The organism is Peribacillus sp. RS7 (genome assembly GCF_041956845.1).
GTDB lineage: Bacteria > Bacillota > Bacilli > Bacillales > DSM-1321 > Peribacillus.
On the sequence record NZ_CP168135.1, the window covers coordinates 3,977,969 to 3,997,470 of the forward strand.

Here is a 19,502-nt window from a genome sequence, read left to right on the forward strand (position 1 = left end):
CTGAATATTCAGTAGATATTATTGTAAGCGCTAACTTTCCGTGCTACACTCATTTTATTCAGTAAATTTTACTAAAAATGAGGGAAGTCTTATGGCAACAATAAAAGATATTGCCAAGCTAACGAATTTATCCGCTGCCACTGTGTCGCGAGTCTTAAATCATGATGAAACACTTTCTGCTTCACCAGAAACTAAAAAAAAAGTTTTCCAGATGGCCAGAGAGTTAAATTACCAGACGGTCAAAAGCAGGCGCATGCAAAATCAGGTCCATCAAAAAGAAGCAGTTAAAACAGAAGATATAAAAATTGGAATGGTACTGCTTCAGTCACAAGAGGAAGAAGCAAGAGATCCTTACTGGCAGTCCATTAGGGAAGGCATTGAAAAAGAAAGTGCTGACAGGGGAATCACTTCGTTAAAGTTAATTCGCCTTCAGCATATGGTCAAAGCAAAAGAAGAACTTTCAGAACTGGACGGATTGGTTGTTGTTGGACGGATAGATGCTCATATTCTTGAATCAATTTACGAATATAACCGCAATATTGTTCTTATTAACCAAGACGCGCATAAAGATCAATTCGATTCAATCATCTTTGATTATGAAAAAGCAGCCAGCTTGGCGATGGAACATTTGGGAGATTATGGGTACAAGCGAATTGGCTATATTGGAGGGACAGAACGAATATCCGTTGAAGATGCACAGGCATTGAAGAAGATTTATACACCTGATGCGCGCAAATCCGTTTATGAAAGCAAAATGAAGCAGCGAAATGCCTATGATCCGGATTTGCTGTTTGTAAAAGAATATTCAATTCAGTCCGGCTACGATTTAATGAAAGAAGCGGTTGAAAAGGGCAGCTTGCCAGAAGCATTTTTTATCGCGAGTGACTCTATGGCGATTGGTGCCATAAGAGCGCTCCAGGAGGCAAATATCCGGGTCCCGGAAGATGTAGCAATCGTCAGTTTTAACGATATCGAAATGGCCCAATTTACAACACCGCCGCTGACAACTGTGAAAATCCCTACAGAAGAAATGGGGCGGTTTGGCGTCAAAATGATGCTTGATAGGCTAGAAGGCCGGGAAATGCCCGTAAAGATTATGGTTCCAACCACTTTAATTGTCCGGGAAAGCTGCGGTGTAAAGCAAAAGAAGCGGGCAGAAAATCATTCACTAAAAGATATTCATTTACAATCGGAGGGAAATCCATGAAAAAACGAATGTCATTATCTGTACTTTCTTTATCAGCAATTATGGCACTGACAGCCTGTGGAAATAACAGCGTGGATGGCGGAGGAGAAAGCGGCGGTCAAGTTAAATTAACACTCATGTCCACGGCAACGGTAAAAGCGGACATGGATACTTTTAAAGAAATCGTAGCGGATTTCGAGAAAGAAAATCCAAATATTGATATTGAAGATACATACCCGGGGGACGGTTATGAAGACCTTGCACGCGTTAAAATGGCAGCGGACGATATGCCGGACTTATTTGATACGCACGGATGGGCAAAAAGCCGGTATGGGGAATACACTGAAGATTTAGGTGATATGGAATGGGCAGCAAACTTGGATCCGGCGATGAAGCCTATTTTGACGGACGATGAAGGAAAACTTCACGCCTATCCAATTAACCAGGCTCTGGATGGATTGTCATACAACAAAACCTTGTTAGATGAATATGGCATTGAAGCACCGTCAACATTCGATGAATTCATGGCGGCACTCGAAGCCGTTAAAGAAAAAAGCAATGGAGAAGTGGTTCCATTTTGGTTGGGCGGATCAGATAAAAGCCAATTTGGCCAATATTTTGATCAATTTTCAACGCCTCTCCTTATCACCGATAAAGAAGACAGCTATAAAAAAGAGCTTTTGGACGGTTCCTTTGACTGGTCCAACTACACGTATCTTCCTGAAAAGCTGAAAGAAATGAATGATAAAGGACTGCTGAATAAAGACGTGCTGACAGCCCAGGTAACACAGGGGCCTGAATTGATGGCACAAAATAAAATTGCGTTTACGATGCTGAACGGTTCGATTGGCCGTGAAGTAACGGGGCTGAATCCGGAAGTGAAAGTTGGCACAATGCCGGTTCCGGCTATTCATCCAGGCGATTCACCAAGCTGGATCGGGGGCGAACGACTGACGCTTGCTGTATCGAAAAAATCGGAGCATCTCGAAGAAGCAAAGCAATTTATCAAGTATATTGCCCAGCCGGAAGTAGCGAAAAAGTTCGCGGAAGGTACGTCTCTTCCATCAGCGTTGACAAATGTAGAAGCAGACAACTACTTTGCGGAATTTTATAAACAATATAAAGGAACACAGATTCATCCTTACTTTGATCGCGAGTATTTGCCAAGCGGTATGTGGGATCCAATGGGTTCAACCGGACAAGAACTTATTGCCGGGACGATGAAGCCAGAACAGGTTTCTGAAAAAATGGCACAGGAATACACACGTTTAAGAGGGAAATAACAGCATCGGGAAAAGGAGCGGGCACCAGCTCCTTTTCTCCAATCGCTTAGAAAAAGGAGATGGATAAAAATGGCTGTAGTGCTAACGAAGGCATCTGAAAAAACGAAAACGACGAGTCGAAAAATGAAAAAAAGCCGGCGGGAATCGTCACTGTGGTGGATGTATCTGCCAAGTGTACTAATTGTGTTTTTGTTTATTATCTATCCGTTCTTGGACGGCATCAGGATTTCATTTACAAACTGGAACGGCTTCTCGCAGACGTATGACTACGTTGGGATTGATCAATATAAGCGGATGTTTGCCGACCCTGATACATGGCTAGTAGTAAAAAATACATTGCTTTTTGGCATCGGCAGCACGATTTTACAAAACATCGTTGGACTTGGATACGCTTTATTGCTCAATCACAATTTAAAAGTACGATCCTTTACGAGAACGATCATTTATTTGCCTGTTATTATCAGCCCACTTATTATGGGGTACATCTGGTATTTCTTCTTTGCATTCCAGGGCGGTGCGTTAAACGATATTATTATGTTTTTCGGCAAAGAGCCAATTAACGCACTCGGCAATCCAGCGGTCAATCCTTACATAATTGTATTCGTTAACACGTTCCAGTTTGTTGGCATTGCGATGATTATATATCTTGCTGGCTTGCAAAGCATTTCAAAAGATTACTTTGAAGCAGCGGATATTGATGGGGCGACTGGCTGGCAAAAGTTTAAAAACATTACCATTCCTCTATTAATGCCTTCGATCACAATTAATATGGTACTGAACATTATCGGCGGATTAAAGCTGTTTGATGTAATCGTTGCATTGACGAACGGCGGGCCGGGAAATGCATCTCAGTCGATGTCGACATTTATGTATAACTTGTATTTTTCAAGACAGGATGCGGGATACGCCGCAACGCAAGGGATATTGATGGCTTTGATTATTTTATTCATCAGTATGGCGGCACTTTTCTACTTTAAACGAAAAGAGGTTGAAGCTTAATGGGGCAACTTTCATCACGGACAAAATGGCTGTTGACCGGACTGGCGCTGTTGATCACTGCGTTTCACCTGATCCCATTTTATATTTTAATCACGACGTCCTTAAAAAAGACGGACGATTTCACATCCAAATGGTCTTTTCCCGATTACTTTGACACAGAAAACTTCGCGCTCGCCTGGGAACAAGCTAATCTCGGAAATGCATTTGTAAACACGGCAATTATTACAATCTTCTCTGCAGTGCTTCTCATCTTTTTCGGCTCAATGTCAGCATATGCACTGGCAAGAAGAACAACAAAGCTAAACAAATACATGTATTTGCTGTTTGTAGGGGTTATGGTTATCCCTCCACTTACAGCACTTGTTCCATTGTACCGCCTTGTTGTCGATATCGGACTCATGAATACGCATTTGGTTGCGATTTTAAACAACGTCGCGGCATTTATGCCATTGACGATTTTCTTGTATGCAGGTTTTATCCGTTCAACCATTCCGAAAGAACTGGAAGAAGCCGCAAAACTAGACGGCGCTAGCACGCTTGGTGTATTTTTCAAAGTGGTATTTCCGCTCTTAAAACCGATTACAGCAACAGTATTGATTATCTCATCCGTATACATCTGGAACGACTACCAGTTTGCAATTTTCTTCCTTCAGGATTCAAGTGTGCAGACATTGACTGTCGCACTCGCAGGATTCTTTGGACAGAATGCCAGCCAGCTTAACCTGGTTGCAGCAGCCGCTTTAATGGCGTCGCTTCCGATGGTTATTGTCTTCCTATTCCTACAGAGGTTCTTTATCGAAGGACTGGCGGCTGGAAGTGTAAAGGGATAATCCTTCAGGTCCGGTTTTATACCGGGATTTTTTCTTTTAACATTGTGGGAAAACCTTGAGCAAGCCCACTTACTAAACCTAATGTTTCCTTGGATTATCAGATTTGGATCACATCTCCCTTTCGGGGTTGGCGCCAGCCGCTTAGGTGAACCTTTGAGGTTGGACACAGAATGTCCAGAACACACCACTCGAATGGAGAGGTGCCGATTTATATAGAAAATAAAAAAAGAGCGATCGTTTAATGATCTGAGGAGAAGCAGAGGAAGGAGTTAAAGTATTATTATGAAACAACAAGAACTAGAAGCATTATTTCAAGAGAAGTTTGAACATAACAACTATCGTTTATTTTTTGCACCTGGTCGTATTAATCTAATTGGAGAACACACTGATTATAATGGCGGGCATGTATTTCCATGTGCCATTACTTTTGGTACTTATGCTTTAGCAAGCAAACGAGACGATAAACTTATTCGCTTATATTCAGTGAATTTTCCTGAAGAAGGGCTTATTCAGCTTCACTTGGATAACTTACAATATGACCCAAAACATTCTTGGACTAATTACCCGAAAGGGATGATTCGCTTTTTAAGAGAGGGTGGCTATGAAATTGAGACCGGTTTAGATATATTGGTTTACGGCAATATCCCTAATGGTGCAGGTTTATCCTCTTCCGCTTCGATTGAATTGGTCACTGGTGTTGCAGTGCAGGAGCTCTTGAATCTGGCTATAGACAGAGTGGAGCTAGTTAAAATCGGTCAGAAAGTTGAAAACCATTTTATCGGCGTCAATAGCGGCATTATGGACCAGTTTGCTATTGGTATGGGAAAAAAAGGATTTGGAATGCTTTTAAATTGCCAGACGTTATCTTTTGAATATGCCCCTATTGATTTAAATAATTACCACATCATTATTATGAATACGAATAAGCGGCGCGAATTAGCCGACTCTAAGTACAATAAACGAAAAAGTGAATGTGAGTGTGCGCTTAAAAAACTGCAGGAACACGTAAATATTGCATCACTTGGGGAATTAACGGAAGAATTATTTAACAGTTATCAAAATGTTATTGAGGATGAAGGGATTCGAAGACGGGCAAAGCATGTCGTTTATGAAAATTGCCGGACGATTAAAGCGTTGAAAGAGTTAAAAAACGGTAACTTATATACATTCGGAGAATTAATGAATGATTCTCATCGTTCTTTACGTGATGATTATGAAGTAACGGGAAAAGAGTTAGATGCATTAGTAGAAGCTGTCTGGCAGCAAAAAGGCGTAATCGGAGCCCGAATGACAGGGGCCGGTTTTGGCGGATGTGCCATAGCGATTGTAAAATCTGATCAAGTAGATCAGTTTATTATGGATGTTGGCAGTTTGTATAAAGAAAAGATCGGTTATGAAGCAACCTTTTATGTTGCTCATATCGGAGATGGAGCGAGAGAAATCACAGGGGAGGAATTAGTATGAGTATTTTAGTTCTTGGAGGCGCAGGATATATTGGTTCACATGCTGTTTACCAGTTAATAGAACAAAATTTCAATGTAGTCGTCATAGACAATTTGCAAACGGGCCATGAAAAAGCTATTCATCCTAAAGCTGCATTCTATAAAGGAGATATTCGTGATAAAAGCTTTTTAAGTGAGGTTTTTGAACAAGAACATATTGATGGAGTAATGCATTTTGCAGCGAACTCATTAGTTGGAGAATCTGTAAAAATCCCTCTTAAATATTATGATAATAATTTATACGGTACTCAAATATTATTAGAAGTGATGAATGAATTTGGAGTCAATCATATTGTCTTCTCTTCTACCGCTGCAACATATGGAGAGCCAACTCAAGTTCCGATTACAGAGGACATGCCAACATGCCCAACTAGCCCGTACGGAGAAACAAAATTAGCCATGGAAAAAATGATGCATTGGTGCAGTGAGGCATACGGTATGAGGTATGTATCCCTTCGTTATTTTAACGTGGCAGGAGCCAGGGAAGATGGTGCCATCGGAGAAGATCACTCACCGGAAACTCATCTCATTCCTGTCGTATTAGAAGTACCCCTCGGTAAGAGAGAGTCGATTACTATTTTTGGAGAGGATTATGATACTCCTGACGGCACATGTATTCGCGATTATATCCACGTTGAGGATTTAATAGAGGCTCATATTCTATCCCTTCGTTATTTGCAAAATGGTGGAAAAAGCGACATTTTTAATTTAGGTAACAATCAAGGATTCTCTGTAAAAGAAATTATAAATGCCGTAAGGGAAGTGACAGGACATGCGATTCCGGAAAAGATAGGGACAAGAAGAGCTGGGGATCCAAGCAAATTGGTGGCGTCTTCATCAAAAGCTCAAGAGATTTTAGGGTGGTATCCAAAACGTACGTCAGTTTACAAGATTATAGAAGAAGCCTGGAACTGGCATAAACATAACCCAAATGGGTATGAGGATTAAGGAAGGAGAGGTTTATGAATATTTATCAATTGATTCAAGAGCTGATTAATAAAGGTCTGGAAAAGAAGCTGATCGAGCGGGAAGATGAGTTATATGTAAGAAACCGAATCCTTTCCTTGTTAAATATGGACAACTTTATCGAAGGGGAGCCCATTGTATCAGAAAGAGAGATTCCAGAAATTCCAGATATTTTAGAGTCCCTAATTGCTTATGCTTGTGAGCAAAAAATCATCGAAGACTTTTTGGATGCTAAAGAAATTTTAGCCAGCAAAATGATGGACTGCTTTATTTCAAAACCTTCTGTTATTAATCATAACTTTTATGAAAGGTATGAAGAAAAAACTGAATATGCAACTGACTATTTCTATGAGTTAAGTAAGAATAGCAATTATATTCAAACTAAGAGAATTAATAAGAATGTCAGTTATAGGGTAAACACAGAGTACGGAGAGCTGGACATTACGATTAACCTATCCAAACCGGAGAAAGATCCAAAACAAATTGCTAAAGAAAAAGCGGATGGTGGTACTAAAACAAATTACCCTAAATGTTTGCTCTGTATTGAAAATGAAGGATTTGAGGGAAGAATAGGACATCCTGCACGATCTAACCATAGAATGATACGATTTAATCTTAGGAATGAGGAATGGTTTCTACAGTATTCGCCTTATGTATATTACAATGAACACTGCATTTTGTTATCAAAAGAACATCGTGATATGAAAATTTGCAAGGAAGCTTTTTTACGTTTACTGCTGTTTGTAGAAAAGTTTCCCCACTATTTTACTGGTTCTAATGCTGATTTGCCAATTGTAGGCGGGTCTATTTTAACCCATGATCACTATCAAGGCGGCCGCTATGAATTTGCTATGTCCAAGGCGAAAGATGAGTTTTCCTTTAATATAGACAGCCACCCTCAAGTTAAATTTTCTGTGTTAAAATGGCCAATGTCAGTTATTCGAATGAGAAGTGAGGATATCCATTCATTGGTCGAAGCTGGTGGATATATCTTAGAAAAGTGGAAAGGTTATAGCGATCGATCTGTTGATATTCATGCCTTTACTAATAACACAGAACATAATACAATTACGCCAATTGCAAGGAAGAAAAATAATCTATACGAATTAGATCTTGTTCTTCGAAATAATCGAACAAACATTGAGCATCCGCTTGGTATATTCCATCCGCATCAGGATGTACATCATATCAAAAAGGAAAATATCGGTCTGATAGAAGTGATGGGATTAGCTGTGTTGCCAGCACGTTTGAAATCAGAACTTGCTGAGGTAGAAAAATTTTTAATAGACCTTTCTCATAACATCGCCCATCATCATATGACCTGGGCAGAAGAGTTAAAGGTTAAATATCGTCACAAAATCGATAAAGAGAGTGTAAATAGAATCGTTAAGGAAGAAGTAGGTAAGAAATTCTTACGTTGCTTAGAAGATGCTGGTGTGTTTAAGCGCAATGAAGACGGTGCAGTGGCATTTAAGAGATTTATAGAGACATTATAAGTTTTAACTAACCATTAGCGGGGACCTTCTTCCTCACTGATGATTAATGGATCCGATCGCGCTGTTATGGGAGCTATAAAAACGCAATGGGGTTGAGAATTAATGAAGGGAATTTCACAGAAGTTTGGAGTAATATGCAATCAAGGGGTCCTACCAACAAAACGCGAAAAACATACGCTAAGAGAAATTCAGGATAAAAAATCCGATTTTTCCTACGCTAAGGAGTAACATCAGGAAAATACGGATTTACAATGGTAAGGAAATCCAAATATAAAAAAGCCCAATTTCTTGCTTTCAACACTGAGAAATTAGGCTTTAGTTACTTCATTAAAGCGCCCGATTGTTGAATAAGGTTATTAGTTAGTTGCAATGAATATCCAAAGTGCCCATAAAAATATCCCAACTTATATTGATATAATTACTAATTCCCTTTACGAAAATATTCTATAAAATAAAGTTAAATAATTATAAAAAGCAACTGCCTTCTGCATGGAGGACAAGGTTGAATACTGCGTAGTAATTTCTTGAAAACGCTGTACCTGTGAGTCACAATCAATAAGGGATACATACGCCAAATTTTCCATTGTCGTATATATATACTTTTGCCACCAGCGTGGAAGAAAAGTTCAAACGCGTTATATGAAATTACAAAATTACAATCAAGGAGGATATATCATGCGGACTATGAAACTTGGAAAAAGTACTTTAGAGGTGCCGGTTGTTTCAGTCGGCTGTATGCGCATTAATTCTCTGGAAAAGGCCGAGGCTGAGCACTTTGTCCAATCAGCGCTTGAATTAGGTGCAAATTTCTTCGACCATGCTGATATTTATGGGGGTGGAACATGCGAGGAAATATTTGCTGAAGCCATCCATATGAACGATGATATTCGTGAAAAGATTTTTTTGCAATCTAAGTGCGGTATTCGAGAAGGAATGTTCGACTTTTCAAAAGAACATATTTTAGAATCAGTTGACGGAAGCTTAAAGAGATTAAATACAGATTACCTAGATATTCTGCTGCTACACCGTCCGGATACTTTGGTTGAACCAGAAGAAGTGGCAGAGGCTTTCGATATTCTTGAAAGTTCAGGAAAAGTTCGTCACTTTGGTGTTTCCAATCAGAATCCAATGCAGATCGAATTACTTAAGAAGTCGGTGAAGCAAACAATCGTTGCTAATCAACTTCAATTAAGTATTACCAATACAAATATGATCTCTAATGGATTTAATGTGAACATGGAAAATGATTCTGCTGTGAACAGAGATGGTAGCATACTTGATTATTGTAGACTGAACGATATTACCATTCAGCCATGGTCCCCTTTCCAATACGGGTTCTTTGAGGGAGTATTCCTAGGTAACGACAAGTTTCCTGAATTGAATCAAAAGATTGATGAAGTCGCGAATAAATATGAAGTAAGCAACACAACCATCGCTATCGCGTGGTTATTGCGTCATCCAGCAAACATGCAACCGGTTATCGGTACGATGAATGAAGGCCGTTTAAAGGATTGCTGTAAGTCAGGTGATATCCTTCTTACTCGCGAAGAGTGGTATGGCATCTATCGTGCTGCAGGTAATGTACTGCCTTAATTTCTTTTTTCTATAATTTATACAAATGTAAATAAAGAATCCAAAACACGTCCTATAAAATAAAGCACCCTAAAGTCATTGTTGACAAAGGGTGCTTTATTTTTCAGTTGAACAACCGATAGAGTATTTCTTGTGGTTCTGGTGCAAATATGACTTGTTAGGAACATAGAACCTCAATATCCTTTTCATCTATGAATTATGAGGCTACTCCAAATAATTTATGTATAAATTCAATCTCACTTTGGACAGACTTTACCCCTTGTTGAAGTTGTCCTTTTTTCAGCATATGCATCACCTCCACTCCACATATGATTTGTTTGGCTGTTCGAAACGTTTTTAATCCTAGCATAGAACGGAATCGCTACTTTATAAAGCGATGATCTTGCTCCACTATGTTATTCAAGTACTTCTGTTGTCTAAGTTGCATACCATCAGGTATGCTTTTCTCTTTTTTCAACTCTTCAATTACTATAGGATAAGCCGGATTCTTATCGACCGTCATGACACGAGGCTTAGAAACATGAAAAGACCGTAAAGCTTTCTTGAAAAAGCGCTTTGCAGCCTTATTGTTTCTTGTTTTACTGAGATAAAAATAAATCGTGTTTCCTTTGGAATCCACTGCACGATACAGATACATCCATTGACCTTTTACTTTGATATACGTTTCATCTACTTTTCATGAATCATTGATTGGCTTAAGATGACGTCGTATTCGCTCATCTAATTCAGGACCATACTGTTGAACCCAACGCATAATCGGACATTAATATGGTTTTTAAGTGGAATACAAATGGTGAAAATATCCTTTAATTTTACTAAATAATGAATCTTCTGACCAATAATGCAGGGCCTTTCCCAATGGAATACCATCATTGCAGTTCCATTCAAATCAAAATCTTAACCGATTGCACATCTGTTGAATGATTGTTATCTAATATTAGATACAGAAAAACTAAAGGATGGGGATCCAAATTACCTTAATATTTTGGAGTTTACAGAGCTTTCATCTCTAAATCTTAATTTTGAAATCTTTTTAGACCGCTACATTATTTCACAAGGTGAAGCGTTTTGGAGCTGGCCTATTTACACAGCTGAAAACTACTATAGGACCAGGTAAATTAAAAGAGCGATTGCTAATTAAATGCAGTCGCTCTTTTTCATATTATTTCGACTCGATTTCAAGTATCACTGTTTGTGTATGCTTAGTTTTGTTTGCTTCGTATATAAAAGAGTCTGCGGGATCTTTTAGTTCTGACTCTTCTTTAGATGTCTTTCCTTTAGATACCTTTACATTCGATTGAGTAGAACAACCAATTAGCATTAAGCCAGCAAGTAAAATGACAGCATATTTTTTAATCATATTACAGCTCCTTATTCGTTTGTTAAAAGCATAGCATGGAAAGACATCACTTTTGTGTCACATTTTGAAAAAGAGGGGATAAATGCGAAAGAAGCAGGATTTAAAGCGAAGTCATTAGATGAATACGAAAAATATTCTAAGAAAGATTTTTCAGGTACATTATTTACACAAACTCAAGATACTAAACTAAAAGAGAATAAAGATGTTATTGATTATTACAAGATTCCCGTTGATTACAAGGTATTTCGTTATGAAAAAGGGAAAGAAGATACAGCAGTACCTTCAACGTTATATGCCGATTATGCAAATGGTGTTAAATGCTTACTCTATATTTTTACATGGAGATTTTCCAATGATTAAAATTCAAAATAATGATAGTAATAAAGGGAGAAAACTAGTCGTTTTAAAAGAGTCTTATGGAAATGCATTTGTGCCATTTTTAATACCTCATTATGACGAAATATATGTAGTGGATTCTAGATATTACAATAGTAGTTTAACGAAATTAGTAAATGAAGAAGAGGTAAAAGAAGTATTATTCATCAATAATATATTTGCTGCTAATACGGAGAAAATTGTGAAAACACTTGAAGGATTACAGTGAAAAAGCAGAAGCCTATTCCAAGTGAGGAAACCATGTACGTCTTTGATTGCAGATGCGTAGATTACAAACACTTAAAAGATCGAACTGCCACAGCCTTTAAGGTTGTGGCAGTTTTTGCTTGTAACATTGTTGTCACACTGAGAATGTATGGTAGTAGTTAGTCTTCATACATAAGAGAGGTAGTGTGACTTTGAAAAGAGTAATTTGGAGAGTTATCAAATGCTTGTTCATCCTAAGCATAGTCGTAATAGGAATCATTGTTTCTGCATGTAAAATAGAGCCAAAACGCTTGGTGACAAGGGAATTTGAAGTAGAGCTGTCATCGGAAAGTCGGGAATCTATCAGTGTTGTTCAGTTTTCAGATGTGCATTTGGGTCCTAATTATTCATTACAGCAGCTAGAGAAACTGGTCGATAGTATAAACGAGCTTGAACCTGATATCATCGCTTTTACGGGCGATCTCATAGATGTAGCATCTGAGTTCGAGGGAAGGTCAGAAATAAGTGGCATATTGGGTAAACTAAATAGTAGATATGGCAAATATGCTATTTGGGGAAACCATGATTACGGAGGTGGCGGGGTCAGGTTTTATGAAGACATTATGATAAAATCAGGATTTAAGCTACTTAAAAATCAGAATAGTGTCATTGAACTTGACGGTGGACAGTTAGTAACGATTATAGGGTTGGATGATGCGATGCTTGGACACCCAGATATTGAAAAATCATTTGCGGGTGTTAACAGCCAGGAAGCCAAATTGTTACTGCTACATGAGCCGGATCTTGTAGACGAAATAGAGGCTGATCGTTTCGATTTAGCCTTGGCGGGACACAGTCATGGCGGGCAAGTGGTTGTCCCGTTATTTGGTCCTCTGGTGACACCCCCTTTTGCGAAGATATACACAAAAGGGATGTATCAGTTAGCGATGGACACATATCTGTATGTAAATAGAGGAATCGGCACGACGAAGATAGCTGTGAGATTTTGGAACCCTCCGGAGCTATCAGTGTTTAACTTAGCTATGTAAAACTTAATGCCGAAGGAGGAATAAGAAATGGCTGTTTTAATCGCAGATGATGAGCCGCAAATGGTTAAGATACTTTCAACCTATTTCAAAAAGGAAGGCTTCAATGTCCTGACGGCTAATGATGGGCAGGAAGCATTGGATATATTTGAATCGACCAAGATCGAGTTAGCTATTTTGGATTGGATGATGCCGAAAATTGATGGTATAGAGGTATGTAAATATATCAAGGATAATAGCCAGACTAAAGTTCTGATATTAACAGCGAAAGGTCAAACGGAAGATGAAATAAAGGCCTTACATAGTGGGGCTGATGACTATATTAAGAAACCATTTGATCCACAAATACTACTATTAAGAGCTAAAAAACTTATGAATAATAGCGAAGAAATTAAAGTAAGAGATATTAGGATAATGGAGCATGAAAAAAAGCATACAAGCACGAAGAATTACTACAGCTTACCAAGATTGAATATGATTTGTTGCTGTTTTTCAGTAGAAATAAAGGTGTTATTTTATCGAGGGACAGGTTGGTTGATAGCGTTTGGGGCATGGATTATGATGGTGATCTTCGAACAGTCGATACGCATATCCGGAGACTAAGAACTAAAATCGGTACTGATGTTATCAAAACTTACCGAGGTGTGGGCTATTGTCTGGAGGTGAAGGAAGATTAAAATCGGGAGCAAGTTTTCAGTTGGTGTGTCATCCATTGTTATTTGCACTTTTTTATTTTCGATGGTAGCAAATATTTTCCTGGTAGACAGATATTACATCTATGAGCAAAGGAAGATTTTAGACAAGTTAGCGAGCGATATACGTAGTGTATCTGAAAAAAATTTTGTGAACGACTTGGAACGCATAGAAGAGGAACACGCCGTAACCATAGTGTATTCAGAAATCGGTGGCAATTTGGATCGACTGAATGACAACATAAAATCAGAATTTGAAAGGAAGAAATTAAAGCTAAACAAATTTTGGATTACGGAAAGTACGTTACATACTTTGCAGAACAACAGTGTGAATAAAATCTATGACCAAGGCGTAAGCAAATATAAAGTTCTAACTAAATTTATCAAGATAGATCATTTTATTATTGCCATAGCATTGCCATTACCACATATGGAAGAAACAATTTTAATCATCAATCGATTGAATATATTTCTAATGACTATTTCAGTACTATTGATTGTTTCTTTAGTAGTCATTCTATCTAAAAAAATTACAAGACCTTTAGAATCCTTGAGAGTTTTGTCTCAGGATATAGCTGATTTGAAATTCAGGAAAGAAGAGATTAACACCAATGATGAGGTAGGCGATCTTGCAAAAAGTATAAATAGTATGAGTGAAAAATTAGAGAAATCCCATGATGAAATCAATTGTCAAAATAAGCGATTGAAAGAATTAATGTCAGATGTGTCCCATGAGTTAAAAACGCCACTATCCATAGTGAAAGTGTATGAACAAGGTATAGTGGACGGTTTAGATGACGGAACATTTAGAGATATAATTGAAGAACAGATTGAGAAAATGGATGTCTTAATTGAAAAGATGTTGTTTTGGACAGAATTAGAAAATAGCGCATATACCAAATCTAATTTTGATTTGGGTAAAAGAATGGTAGATATTATGGAGAAATACATGTTGATTCTAAAGGAAAATGATATTGATTGTTCCTTGCATTTTGATGCGAGTGAAGAATATTGTGTTAGTGCAGACAAAGAAGGAATAGATGTTGTTCTCGATAATTTAGTTACGAATGCAATTAAATATTCCAATGATAAGCGAATCGACATTAAGTTAACTAGAGAGGCTAATGGCGTGAAGTTGACAATTGCTAACGGGGTTGGCGACATGGAAGAAAGTGATTTGGACAGTATATGGAGACCTTTTTATGTATTAGAAAAATCAAGAAGTAAGGAGCTTTCTGGCACAGGTTTGGGATTACCGATTATCAAGACCATCTTGGATCATCATAATTTCGATTTTGGATTTGAATTAAAAAATAATAGATTAGTGTTTTTTGTAACATTCGTGTAACACACCGGGACTACACTAGTTATGGAGGTGCAATACATGAAAAAAATACTATCAATCATGTTAATCGCTACAATTGCAACGAGTGTCCTTACCGGCTGTGTGAAGGACAAAAATATACCTAGCAAAGAGGTCCATTCACAAATAGATAATTTAGACTTTAACTTTAGTGTGGATCCAGAAACTTTAGCGTTTGAGGTAGAGTCCAATGGAACTATTGAAAGAGCATCGGAACCACTGGAGAAAATGGAGGTTTCAAATTTAGAAGACAGTGGAGATACTATTACCTGGAGCTATTTAGAAAAGGAAATTGATGTTGAAATTGAAAAAAAAGATGAGTATGTAGATGTATCCATAATATCTAATAAAGATGGAGATAACATGTTCGCGTGGCCGAAAGTGAAAGGTGATGGATATATGCTCCCGTTAAATCAAGGGAAGTATATTCCAAGCAATGATTCTATTTGGAAAGAATATTTAAGTGAAGAAAAAATGAAGGTGATTGAGGCTTTCTCTATGCAGTTTTTTGCAGTTGAAAAAAGTGAGTATTCACTAGTCTATATAATTAAAAATCCTTATAATAGTGAAATTAATTTTAAGAAAAAAAATGATATTGAGTTTACTTTTAATCATGAATTTCCAGCTATTAACGAACAGAAGGAATATGGTTTTAGAATATATGTAACGAAAAAAGATCCAGTAGATGTTGCAAAGACCTATAAAAATTATTTGGTTGAACAAGGGGACTTCAAAACCTTGGGCGAAAAGACGGGAGAAAATAGTAATATTGAAAAGCTTTATGGTGCCCCACATGCTTATTTTTGGAATAGAACTGTGATTTCAGAGGAAAATATAGAATGGGCTATACTGAGAGACGCTATCCCTGAAAAACTGAAATTATGGATTCAGAGGTTACTAAATACTAAAGTTGAGGATGGTTCAGAACTTTCATCGGCCTTTAATGATTTAAATAACTTAGACTATGTAGACAAATATACTAAAAATAGAATTGTCAAAGGCTTAAGTGCTTTAATTCAGCTAAAAGAATTCTATAATCCAGAAATTTTTACTGAAGCAGATAAAGAAACACAGGAATTATTGAACAAAGGAATAGACAATATAAATGCTGTTGAATTAATTGAACTAAATAAGAGATTATTAAAAAGCGTACTTGGAAATGCAGTTGATCCAATAGAGCAGTGGGCAGATGCAAATACTGTAGATGTGATAAAGGATATGAAGGATTCTGGGCTAGAAAATATGTGGATTGGTTTAGATGACTGGCAAGAAGGATTTATTAAACCGGAGTTAGTAAAAGAAGTAGACGATATGGGCTATTTAATTGGCACTTATGATTCGTATCATTCAATCCATGAACCAGGTAAAGAGAAGTGGGAAACTGCTAAGTTTAAAGATACTTCACTTTATGAGAATGCAACTGTAACCAATAAAGATGGGAATAAGATTGAAGGATTCCAAGGTGAAGGTAGAAAGTTGAATCCGACGCTTGCAATGCCTAGTGTAAAAGAAAGAGTAACTTCAATTTTAAATACTGGCTTAGCATTTAATTCATGGTTTTTAGACACGGACGGCACTGGGGAGATCTATGATGACTATACGCCAGAACATGTGACTACTGAAGAGGAAGATATTCATGCAAGAATTAAGAGAATGAAGTATCTGCAAAAAGAATGGAATATGGTAGTTGGAACTGAGGGCGGCAATGATTTTGCTAACAAAAATGTTGCTTTTGCACATGGAATAGAAACGCCATCATTTTCTTGGATGGATAAGGATATGAGCAAAAACAAAGAAAGTGACTACTATGTAGGGAGATACTATTCGAGTACTGGTGGAGTTCCAGAATTGTTTTCAAAACAAATACCTTTAAAGAATAAGTACAAGAAGTTATTTTTGGATTCAAACTACACAATCCCATTGTATAAGTTGGTTTACAACGATTCAGTGATCACGACTTATTGGTGGGGATGGGGAACCTTAAAAATAGAAGATGAAATATCAAATAGGATGTTGTATGAAGTACTTTATAATGTACCTCCTTTATATCATATAGATAAACATGAGTGGGAAAAACATAAAGAAACAATAGTAAGACATTCTAAGGTATGGTCAAATTTTAGCAAAAAAGCAATAACTGAAGAAATGACGGGTTTCAAAATTATATCAGATGATAGGCTAGTTCAAATGACTGAATTTGGTGAAGCATTAAGTGTAGTAGCCAATTTTTCGGAAGATGAGTTTAATTTTCAGGGTGAGACAATACCAAGAAAATCATTGTTAATTATTGATGGAAATAGTAATACTATCTATACACCGAAAAAGTAAGCGTGAAATCGGCAACATTCTAATTGCTTATTTTTCATGAGACAATCTTCCAAGAGACTGAATCCTTGGTTGGCTGCTTTTACCACAACTTATCGCTAGTTTAAAAAAGCATATTACCAGCTTAAATGTAAGAGGCCATTGGAAAAGTCCATGTGAATCAAAAGGCGTTGTTTACTCATTTTTTTGAGCGAACGATGCCTTTTTTAAAAAGTAAATTACTTTCTACACAGTTAAACCCATTTTGATTTATTAGGGGTACAGTCACATACCCATCAAGCTAACAATGGAAATGACTAGATATAAAATGCCCATTGTCGCAAAACGAGCGAGTGATGGAGAAGTAGGCACGCCAAAGAAGCCTACTAAAATATGATTTTTTTGCTAGGCAGCTTGTCTAGGCTTCACCGTCTTTTCATACACAACCCCTAGAATATCAAAAACGGTCTGCTTCTTATATCGATGACATTTACGACCGTTCTTTTTGAGTAGCTGATAAAGGCGATGCAGAATCATTACAAGTTCATTTGGGTCTTCTTTCATTGCTCGAAACAGTAACGGAAAGTAATCTTTAATCATGTAAATCGCTTTGTATTCACTCAGCTCTTGCTTTTTCTTTTCAAGTAGAAGCTGTCGCATTTGAAACATCGTAGAAGAACAAAGGAGAATACCGATGAGTTGCCCATATAAATGGCATTCTAGGCGTTTTTTTTTGATATTTACAAAATGAGTGAAGACCACAATAATATAAGACGGGGGAAGAATGCTCGTGGTGATTGAAGAACAGCGAAATAAGTTTATAAAGCTCGTCCAACAAGATCTGCTCGATGAAACAATTTCCGGGAGATTTACATAAGAGTAGGTTTTTTCGAGGTCCTCATTGTGAGGGCTTTTTTTGTTGCAAATATAAACACCCAATTTATTCTAGGTATTTTAGGAGTAATAAGCGTATATTGTATTGGATGCGCTTCAAAAGGATTATTTTAAAAATAAGCCCATTTTACTAGGTTGGTTTGATATACTAGAAATGGAAAAATTGAGAGGGTCATTTTAATGAGTAGGGAAGTGTAAAAAATGCTCTGGAAAATTTACTTTTGGCTAATTATCGCTATATCGATAGCTTCAATGTTTGTAGAAGCGGTTCATGGTCCGGTGATAGAAACTACGGAGTTATCAGTATTGTTTCCACAACTGGATTATTTGGTTATGTATATAACAAACAATTGTTATCAAAGTCATTCTGGAAATTCGTATTTATAATAACTGTAATTGAAGTGCTTGCATACACAATGTTGGATGTGCTTAATGATCCAGAACTTGGAGTAGGAGGAATGATTTTCGTTACAGCTTTCACGCTTATCATAATGTATCCTTTCTTTCTAGGTTTATATAGATATGGATTCCGTAAGCAAAATTTAGCGTAGTGACTTCATAATAGCAGGTGCATTTGTTTGAATAAGGCATTAATAAAGGAGACCATAAAATATGTTAACAGTCGATAATTATATTGATTCCATTAAAGCTAACCTTGAGAAACATTCAGATTTGTTAGTAGGTAACCTTAAAAATATCATTACATACAACTATTTTTCTGAAATAGATTTGTTGGATTTTACCGCATTTATTGAGCCTACAAATTTTGAAATTTCAATAAGGATGTTCTCTATGGATAGAGAAGCTAACGAAGTTTTCTATGAAGGTAATGACACAACAGTATTTGCAGGTAGTGTTGATGTAATTTCTGATGTAACATACTATCAGTTAATCGACAATTCATTGGATGATTTTCTTGATAATTTTTACGAAGAAAACTATCCAGCAATATACGAGTTAGAACAAAAAGCGTTTACAGATTGGTTTGGTCAATGTTGGAAAAAATCAGGTGGAGATATATTGAGTTTACCATCGTTCTTTGTTTTCCACGACGATACTAAATCATATGAGTTAAAAAATAATCAATGGATTGATGATGAAGAAAAATGGTCATAAAAAACGATGAAGAATGCCTATATATATAGGCATTCTTTTTCATTATCGAAATATCTACATTAACGATTAATATAGCTTAAATTTAAACATCTCAAATTTGCAACCAAAGCTTTCGCAGATTTATACTGAAACAGCTAATCTCAGGCCACTAAGGATCAGTTGGCCATCAAAACAGTTGAATATAACGCAAAGGTTAAAGAGCTTGCTGCAGCTAACAATACGATTAAAACTTGAATGCTACACTTAAATATGCGGAAGAAAAGGCTGGACAAGCTGATAAGTTCGTCATT

At 37.1% G+C, this 19,502-nt stretch carries 16 protein-coding genes and 4 pseudogenes; 17 read left to right on the forward strand and 3 right to left on the reverse strand.

The window, feature by feature from the left end:
- Positions 1 to 91 precede the first annotated feature (91 nt).
- The 8 genes from ACDZ29_RS19975 to ACDZ29_RS20010 all read left to right on the forward strand — a co-directional run bounded on the left by ACDZ29_RS19975 (position 92) and on the right by ACDZ29_RS20010 (position 9,855).
- Positions 92 to 1,207 carry a LacI family DNA-binding transcriptional regulator gene (locus tag ACDZ29_RS19975; RefSeq protein ID WP_375088431.1) on the forward strand — a complete coding sequence of 372 codons (1,116 nt, stop codon included), beginning with the start codon at positions 92 to 94 and terminating at the stop codon, positions 1,205 to 1,207.
- Complete coding sequence (locus tag ACDZ29_RS19980) at positions 1,204 to 2,469, forward strand: extracellular solute-binding protein (protein ID WP_375088432.1); 1,266 nt, start codon at positions 1,204 to 1,206, stop codon at positions 2,467 to 2,469. The genes ACDZ29_RS19975 and ACDZ29_RS19980 overlap by 4 nt, the downstream gene beginning before the upstream one ends.
- Before the next feature lie 123 nt (positions 2,470 to 2,592).
- Positions 2,593 to 3,468, forward strand: coding sequence for a carbohydrate ABC transporter permease (locus ACDZ29_RS19985; protein WP_289327283.1), 876 nt, complete (start codon positions 2,593 to 2,595; stop codon positions 3,466 to 3,468).
- Positions 3,468 to 4,298 (forward strand): carbohydrate ABC transporter permease, encoded by an 831-nt coding sequence (locus ACDZ29_RS19990; RefSeq protein ID WP_375088433.1) that lies wholly within the window; start codon positions 3,468 to 3,470, stop codon positions 4,296 to 4,298. The genes ACDZ29_RS19985 and ACDZ29_RS19990 overlap by 1 nt, the downstream gene beginning before the upstream one ends.
- Before the next feature lie 282 nt (positions 4,299 to 4,580).
- The gene (locus ACDZ29_RS19995) at positions 4,581 to 5,762 is read left to right on the forward strand and encodes a galactokinase (RefSeq protein WP_375088434.1); all 1,182 of its coding nucleotides are present in this window, start codon (positions 4,581 to 4,583) and stop codon (positions 5,760 to 5,762) included.
- Positions 5,759 to 6,748, forward strand: a complete 990-nt coding sequence (gene galE / locus ACDZ29_RS20000) for a UDP-glucose 4-epimerase GalE (protein ID WP_375088435.1) — start codon at positions 5,759 to 5,761, stop codon at positions 6,746 to 6,748. The genes ACDZ29_RS19995 and galE overlap by 4 nt, the downstream gene beginning before the upstream one ends.
- Positions 6,749 to 6,762: 14 nt before the next feature.
- Positions 6,763 to 8,262 carry a UDP-glucose--hexose-1-phosphate uridylyltransferase gene (gene galT / locus ACDZ29_RS20005; RefSeq protein WP_375088436.1) on the forward strand — a complete coding sequence of 500 codons (1,500 nt, stop codon included), beginning with the start codon at positions 6,763 to 6,765 and terminating at the stop codon, positions 8,260 to 8,262.
- A 675-nt stretch (positions 8,263 to 8,937) separates the two neighbouring features.
- Positions 8,938 to 9,855 carry an aldo/keto reductase family oxidoreductase gene (locus tag ACDZ29_RS20010; protein ID WP_375088437.1) on the forward strand — a complete coding sequence of 306 codons (918 nt, stop codon included), beginning with the start codon at positions 8,938 to 8,940 and terminating at the stop codon, positions 9,853 to 9,855.
- Between the two features lie 196 nt (positions 9,856 to 10,051).
- On the opposite strand, the pseudogene ACDZ29_RS20015 reads toward ACDZ29_RS20010, so the two are convergent.
- Positions 10,052 to 10,612: pseudogene (locus tag ACDZ29_RS20015) on the reverse strand (IS6 family transposase); the annotation flags it as partial.
- Between the two features lie 144 nt (positions 10,613 to 10,756).
- On the opposite strand from ACDZ29_RS20015, the pseudogene ACDZ29_RS20020 reads away from it, so the two are divergent.
- A pseudogene (locus ACDZ29_RS20020) lies at positions 10,757 to 10,972 on the forward strand (SMI1/KNR4 family protein); the annotation flags it as partial.
- A gap of 45 nt (positions 10,973 to 11,017) precedes the next feature.
- Here ACDZ29_RS20020 and ACDZ29_RS20025 read toward each other — a convergent pair.
- The gene (locus ACDZ29_RS20025; RefSeq protein ID WP_375088438.1) at positions 11,018 to 11,215 is read right to left on the reverse strand and encodes a hypothetical protein; all 198 of its coding nucleotides are present in this window, start codon (positions 11,213 to 11,215) and stop codon (positions 11,018 to 11,020) included.
- Between the two features lie 54 nt (positions 11,216 to 11,269).
- Here ACDZ29_RS20025 and ACDZ29_RS20030 point away from each other — a divergent pair, with 54 nt between their 5' ends.
- The 6 genes and pseudogenes from ACDZ29_RS20030 to ACDZ29_RS20055 all read left to right on the forward strand — a co-directional run bounded on the left by ACDZ29_RS20030 (position 11,270) and on the right by ACDZ29_RS20055 (position 17,226).
- On the forward strand, positions 11,270 to 11,575 hold the full coding sequence (locus ACDZ29_RS20030; protein ID WP_375088439.1) for a hypothetical protein: 306 nt from the start codon (positions 11,270 to 11,272) through the stop codon (positions 11,573 to 11,575).
- Positions 11,568 to 11,819, forward strand: a complete 252-nt coding sequence (locus tag ACDZ29_RS20035; RefSeq protein WP_375088440.1) for a DHHW family protein — start codon at positions 11,568 to 11,570, stop codon at positions 11,817 to 11,819. The genes ACDZ29_RS20030 and ACDZ29_RS20035 overlap by 8 nt, the downstream gene beginning before the upstream one ends.
- 190 nt (positions 11,820 to 12,009) lie before the next feature.
- Positions 12,010 to 12,846 carry a metallophosphoesterase gene (locus ACDZ29_RS20040; protein ID WP_375088441.1) on the forward strand — a complete coding sequence of 279 codons (837 nt, stop codon included), beginning with the start codon at positions 12,010 to 12,012 and terminating at the stop codon, positions 12,844 to 12,846.
- A gap of 27 nt (positions 12,847 to 12,873) precedes the next feature.
- A pseudogene (locus ACDZ29_RS20045) lies at positions 12,874 to 13,520 on the forward strand (response regulator transcription factor).
- A gap of 61 nt (positions 13,521 to 13,581) precedes the next feature.
- Positions 13,582 to 14,883 carry a sensor histidine kinase gene (locus tag ACDZ29_RS20050; RefSeq protein ID WP_375088442.1) on the forward strand — a complete coding sequence of 434 codons (1,302 nt, stop codon included), beginning with the start codon at positions 13,582 to 13,584 and terminating at the stop codon, positions 14,881 to 14,883.
- A gap of 36 nt (positions 14,884 to 14,919) precedes the next feature.
- Positions 14,920 to 17,226, forward strand: a complete 2,307-nt coding sequence (locus tag ACDZ29_RS20055; RefSeq protein ID WP_375088443.1) for a glycoside hydrolase — start codon at positions 14,920 to 14,922, stop codon at positions 17,224 to 17,226.
- A 381-nt stretch (positions 17,227 to 17,607) separates the two neighbouring features.
- Here the strand turns inward: ACDZ29_RS20055 and ACDZ29_RS20060 are convergent.
- Positions 17,608 to 17,943, reverse strand: a pseudogene (locus ACDZ29_RS20060) (IS4 family transposase); the annotation flags it as partial.
- 374 nt (positions 17,944 to 18,317) lie between these two features.
- Between ACDZ29_RS20060 and ACDZ29_RS20065 the strand changes: the two are divergent.
- Both ACDZ29_RS20065 and ACDZ29_RS20070 read left to right on the forward strand, forming a co-directional pair.
- Positions 18,318 to 18,647: a hypothetical protein gene (locus ACDZ29_RS20065; protein ID WP_375088444.1), complete on the forward strand. Its 330-nt coding sequence runs from the start codon at positions 18,318 to 18,320 to the stop codon at positions 18,645 to 18,647.
- A 61-nt stretch (positions 18,648 to 18,708) separates the two neighbouring features.
- On the forward strand, positions 18,709 to 19,212 hold the full coding sequence (locus ACDZ29_RS20070) for a hypothetical protein (protein ID WP_375088445.1): 504 nt from the start codon (positions 18,709 to 18,711) through the stop codon (positions 19,210 to 19,212).
- The last annotated feature ends 290 nt before the right edge of the window (positions 19,213 to 19,502 follow it).

Coding starts and splice junctions, on each gene's coding strand:
- ACDZ29_RS20050 (WP_375088442.1), top strand. CDS start 13,582: ATGGTAGCAAATATTTTCCTGGTAGACAGATATTACATCTATGAGCAA.
- ACDZ29_RS19980 (WP_375088432.1), top strand. CDS start 1,204: ATGAAAAAACGAATGTCATTATCTGTACTTTCTTTATCAGCAATTATG.
- ACDZ29_RS20025 (WP_375088438.1), bottom strand. CDS start 11,215: ATGATTAAAAAATATGCTGTCATTTTACTTGCTGGCTTAATGCTAATT.
- ACDZ29_RS20010 (WP_375088437.1), top strand. CDS start 8,938: ATGCGGACTATGAAACTTGGAAAAAGTACTTTAGAGGTGCCGGTTGTT.
- galE (WP_375088435.1), top strand. CDS start 5,759: ATGAGTATTTTAGTTCTTGGAGGCGCAGGATATATTGGTTCACATGCT.
- ACDZ29_RS19995 (WP_375088434.1), top strand. CDS start 4,581: ATGAAACAACAAGAACTAGAAGCATTATTTCAAGAGAAGTTTGAACAT.
- ACDZ29_RS19975 (WP_375088431.1), top strand. CDS start 92: ATGGCAACAATAAAAGATATTGCCAAGCTAACGAATTTATCCGCTGCC.
- ACDZ29_RS20055 (WP_375088443.1), top strand. CDS start 14,920: ATGAAAAAAATACTATCAATCATGTTAATCGCTACAATTGCAACGAGT.
- galT (WP_375088436.1), top strand. CDS start 6,763: ATGAATATTTATCAATTGATTCAAGAGCTGATTAATAAAGGTCTGGAA.
- ACDZ29_RS19985 (WP_289327283.1), top strand. CDS start 2,593: ATGAAAAAAAGCCGGCGGGAATCGTCACTGTGGTGGATGTATCTGCCA.
- ACDZ29_RS20035 (WP_375088440.1), top strand. CDS start 11,568: ATGATTAAAATTCAAAATAATGATAGTAATAAAGGGAGAAAACTAGTC.
- ACDZ29_RS19990 (WP_375088433.1), top strand. CDS start 3,468: ATGGGGCAACTTTCATCACGGACAAAATGGCTGTTGACCGGACTGGCG.
- ACDZ29_RS20070 (WP_375088445.1), top strand. CDS start 18,709: ATGTTAACAGTCGATAATTATATTGATTCCATTAAAGCTAACCTTGAG.